At 41.1% G+C, this 4,888-nt stretch carries 4 protein-coding genes; all 4 read right to left on the reverse strand.

The window, feature by feature from the left end:
- Nucleotides 1-435 (reverse strand): SDR family NAD(P)-dependent oxidoreductase (locus ACR2F7_RS06715; protein WP_432712812.1); only part of this gene is annotated, 435 nt, incomplete at its 3' end.
- Between the two features lie 17 nt (nucleotides 436-452).
- Complete coding sequence (locus tag ACR2F7_RS06720; protein ID WP_432712813.1) at nucleotides 453-1,613, reverse strand: glycoside hydrolase family 88/105 protein; 1,161 nt, start codon at nucleotides 1,611-1,613, stop codon at nucleotides 453-455.
- A 5-nt stretch (nucleotides 1,614-1,618) separates the two neighbouring features.
- A complete protein-coding gene (locus ACR2F7_RS06725) occupies nucleotides 1,619-3,949 on the reverse strand; it encodes a DUF5703 domain-containing protein (RefSeq protein ID WP_432712814.1) in 2,331 nt (776 codons plus the stop codon).
- A gap of 9 nt (nucleotides 3,950-3,958) precedes the next feature.
- A partial coding sequence (locus ACR2F7_RS06730) for a sialate O-acetylesterase (protein ID WP_432712815.1) occupies nucleotides 3,959-4,888 on the reverse strand: 930 nt, incomplete at its 5' end.

A 4,888-nucleotide genomic window follows, 5' to 3' on the forward strand; every position in this document is an offset into this window, starting at 1 on the left:
AGCGGTTTTAGAGGTAATATTCACAATAACACCTTTACTTTTGATCAACTCTGGCAATGCATAATGCGCCATCAAGTAATAGTGAACTACATTTTTGTGCAATGAAGCCATGAAATCTTTGTAGTTACCATGTTCCAATCCCACGCCGTCATTAACGCCTGCATTATTAACCAAGCCATCAATACGGCCATATTTTTCAATAACTGCTTTAACAGCGTCTGCACAAGATTCTGGTATGGCCAATTCAGCAACTACCTGAAAAGCTTTACCACCATGGGCTTCAATGGCAGCTACTACTTTTAAATTATCAGCTTCTCTTCTACCTATTATAACGGCTATAGCGCCTTCTATAGAAAGTACCTCTGCAATGGCTTGCCCTATTCCTTTTGCCGCTCCTGTAATAATTATAACTTTTTCTTTTAACTGAAGATCCATCTTTATAAAATTATGTTTTACTTAATAGCAATTTCCATTTCATTTGCGGCTTGAATGAATGCGCCAACCCCTTTTTGATCATTAGTGATGACCTTTTCAGATATATAATAAGCGAAACTACCATCACGATAAGGTTTTCCACCTAATCCAGAAACCGTAACAGTTCCTTTTAGATTTATTTTGCCAGGTGCACGCTGTTCTACAAACTCCTTTAATATTCCTTCATATCCTTTTTTAGCTACTTTAGCATAGGACTTTGGCAAATAGCCCATCCGAACTCCTTTGGCTAATGCACAAACAAACATACTCGAGGCCGAGGATTCCAGGTAATTGCCTTTTGCTGCAGGCTGATCCAAAATATCATACCACACACCGCTTTGCTGATCCTGAACCGACTGTATGGCTTTACTCACTTTATTCAATAGTTTGATTAATGTAGGACGTTGATGGTGATTTTTAGGGAAATTATCTAACACGTCAACTAAAGCAACTGCATACCAACCCATGGCTCTACCCCAAAAATGTGGAGACCTGCCTGTTTGAGGATCTGCCCAACGCTCCACTCTTGCTTCATCATAACCATGGTATAATAAGCCTGTTTTTTTGTCGACGCTGTTTTTCTCCATGTAGATAAACTGGTTAGCAATGTCATAAAAAGCAGCCTCCTCTTTTACCAGTACTGCATATTCTGTATAAAAAGGCTCTGCCATATATAAACCATCTAACCACATTTGATTAGGATATATTTTCTTATGCCAAAAGCCACCTTCTTTAGTTCGGGGCTGCTTTTTTAACTGCTCCCATAAATGTGTTGCTGCTGTTAAATACTTTTGTTTCCCTGTTTCTTTATAAAGGAATAAGAGCGTACGCCCATTTTTTACATTGTCAATATTGAAATGATCCTCTTCATAAGTATCAATCTCTCCATTTTCACTGATAAACTTATCCATGCTACTTTGGATAAACTCAAAATACTGCTTGTCGCCAGTTCGCTTCCATAATCTTTCTATGCCCTCGAATAATACGCCCTGGTCATAAGACCATTTACGAGGCCTTTCTTTCCAGATTTCCATAGCAGTCGCTGTCATTTGTTGCGATATAGGTATTTCCTGTGCACGGACTTCGAATAGCCCTGTCATTAACGTTAAACAGCCAAATAGGAGGATTAATCTTTTCATGTTCTTTATTTAGTTTTTAAGGTATTGTAATAATTAATAATGTCTTTGGTACGAGAAACAGGGCTTACTTTTAAGCTTTTTAGCTCTCCATCTATATAATCCCCTTCAACAGTAGTCTGATAAGGTGCATGTAATTTGAAATGTACATTCCAATCTTTAGGCCATGCCGGAAAAAGATATATTTTCATTCCATCGGTCTGCATCAACATCTCTTGCAGTCCGATCATTCCTGAACCACCCCAATTATGATCCGGTGTCCAATCGAAACCTGGCCCCCAGAATGCCGGAAAACGACGTCCTGAGTTTTTTAGCTTGAGCGTAGTCAATCTTGCGGCCTCTTCGGTAAGGCCTAAGCGGGCTGCAAAAATAAGATCCTGCTTCCAGCCTACATGGCTTCTGAATTTCAATACATCAGGGTCATATTTATAAGTGTTGATTGCAGTATCTAAACCAGGTTTTCCAATTCCGAAAATGCCCCAAGGGTAAACAGGATAGAGTTGTGGACTTTCCGTATTGTTGATGCGCTGCCAAACTTGCGCGGGCGCAATTGTTGTATGGCCACCTACATTGCGAAAACTGATTGGAGGAATGGTTTTCCGCACCTCTTGCCAATCTTTTCTTTGTTGGTCCGTAAGGTATGGAAGTTCCAGCAACCGTGTTAATACGGTTGTTAGAGCGGCAATGGTTGACGTAGGATTATAAGCCATTTTATAGGTTTCAGCAGCAGAACCAGGAAATAGCACCAGATGCCCATTGGCATCTGTACCTTTGCTGCCTCTTTGTTTGGCCAGGTAGGTATAGTGTTCTTTAAAAAAGGTAAGGCTACTCTCTATAAGCGGAATATATTCCTTCACCTCTTTGCCAGTGTACCTTTCTGTTTCCAGCATCATCATGCAAAATTCAAGTACCGTATCCCACTCATACTCCAGCCACGCATTATACTCCATACCCGGGTCATAATTGGCAGGACGCTTCCATCCATACTCTGCAGGATTCGGCAGACCAAAATTCTCAAGTTGTTCAGTAAAACTTGCACCCTTATGGCCCCAATACACCTGTGTGCGCAACTCTGCATTTTTGAGCAGTCGCTTGTAAAACTCAAATTGTGGTTTCATCATTTCGAAATCACCACTTTTTAACATCGGCCAATAAACCAATCGCTGGTTTTGAGCCGTAAAAGTCCCTCCGCCCCAAAGCCTGAAATCAGGACTGAATTTCATAGCAGAATCCACTAAAGCAGGATCGTAGGTAAACAAGCCACCATTGAACCTTGTTGGAGAGCTGCCATAAGCATTACAACCCAGCATATAGCGGAACAACTGGTAATTTTTACCCACTTGTAAGGCCAATGAATCTTTGCCATTAGCAGTTGTCTGAATATCTATAAAACTTCTTTTCCAGTAAGCATTCCACCAATTACGGGTAGATTTCTCAGCCTGTTCCTTTTTCTTTATGGCAATGGATTTTGTTTGCTGTAACCCTTTTTCCCATATAGCTATTTCTGGGGTTTGCTGCGTATGCATGCTTATAGCTAGATGATGGTTGGGCGAGGGTTTAACACTTTTTAGCCTCCACCCTTTAAAGTGAGTATCTTGATAGATTCCATCATAGGTTCCGTCGGGTATCATATCCTCACTATGCATAGAACCACCAAACACTAAATTTTTAAGCGGATTAAACATTTCCTGCTGATGCTGCTGCAGTCCCTGTTGTTTTACGGTAACATCAAAGACCGTCTCTTGCTGAAGCTGATGAAAAAACAACACCCCCTTGTCTTTAAAGCTAATGCTATCCCTATGTGTTTTTACTGGTCCTTGTGGTGCCCATTTATATGAATTCTGGTTGTTTTCTTTCCCTTTAGTGAGCTTGTCTTCATAACGCCAGCTTTCATAGCCCGCTATTGCAGAAATCTTCTGGTTGCTCTTCACCTCAACATGCATGACAGGGTTGAAAACATCTACCCATACCTTTATCGCAGCAGAAAACTGACCTTTTTTTCCTGTTAGCTGTACGTAACCATCATTTAAAACCAACTCCTGTGTAAAATCTGTTCCTTCAAAAGGATTCGGACTCAATTGAAGTCTTAATCGTCCTAATTTCAACAGGGAATTATTTTCATCAAAAGTGCCACTACGAGAAAAGTAAACAAAAAGCTCCCCTTTCTCTACCCAGACATTTAAGCCAACATCACCACCACCACAGGGCATCGATTGGGATGCATCTAAACTTTGACTCTTCCAAATTACATTTGCACTGGCAAGGGGCTGGTTCTGGGCAAAAGTGTCAGTTAAAAAACCTAACACTAAAATGCTATATATGACTAAAATATTTTTCAAATCTTTATATTAATTGTCCCAGTTATCAGTACGGAAAGAGGAAACCGGCAGGCCCTCTGTTCCAAATAAATCACCTGTTACAAAGTCTTTAAATGCATACCGGACAGCTACTGGTACCTTTACCTGTGGCGAAGTCAGGGAAATACTACTTCCTGAAAGTACTGCTTTTGCTGGATAGAACTGTTTGTCAGCACCAGCAATTTCAAATAGAGAGGCTTCCTTCCCAAAAGTAGTTAAGCCATTTGGGGCATTGATAAACTTCAAAACAGCTTTATCACCCTCCACATTAAGCTTTTCAAAAGCAGGACTTATTGCCCCAAATCCTTTGATGGCATAGGTTTGCGCGAGCGCCAGGTAAGCTAATCTTGTTCCTGCAATCTTTTTATTGGCAGGATGGATGGACTTTTCTTCACCCGCGTCAAGTAATACAGCCATTCCAGAGTGAGGAATCGTGGCTAATGATTTACGTTGCGCATCCCTTATAAATGCAGAATTATATTTACCGCCTTTATGGTATGGAGGCAGCTGTGCATAGTTGTATGGGGCAATTTGCACGTAGTAGAAAGGAAATTCACCCATCCCCCATTGTGCTCTCCAGTATTTTACCATCGCAGGAAATAAGGTTTCATACTGATCAGGGCGCTCGTAATTTGATTCCCCCTGGTACCAGATAGCCCCACGGATGCCATAGCCTATTACGGGGTGTAACATCCCATTATACAGGGTTGTGGGTGTACGACTCACTTCTTTGATCACAGTACCTTTCTCAGGGATTTTCACCTCCGGAAAGTCTTTCAGAATTTCTGGCGACATCCATGCTTCTATGGAAGAGCCTCCATAACTATCATTAATTAAACCCACAGGGACATTCAGCATCTCACTTAACAATTGACCGAAATAATAGGCTGTGGCGCTAAAATTTGCAGTATTCTCTGGAGC

The sequence above is a fragment of the Pedobacter sp. genome, from assembly GCF_045628745.1.
Classification (GTDB): domain Bacteria; phylum Bacteroidota; class Bacteroidia; order Sphingobacteriales; family Sphingobacteriaceae; genus Pedobacter.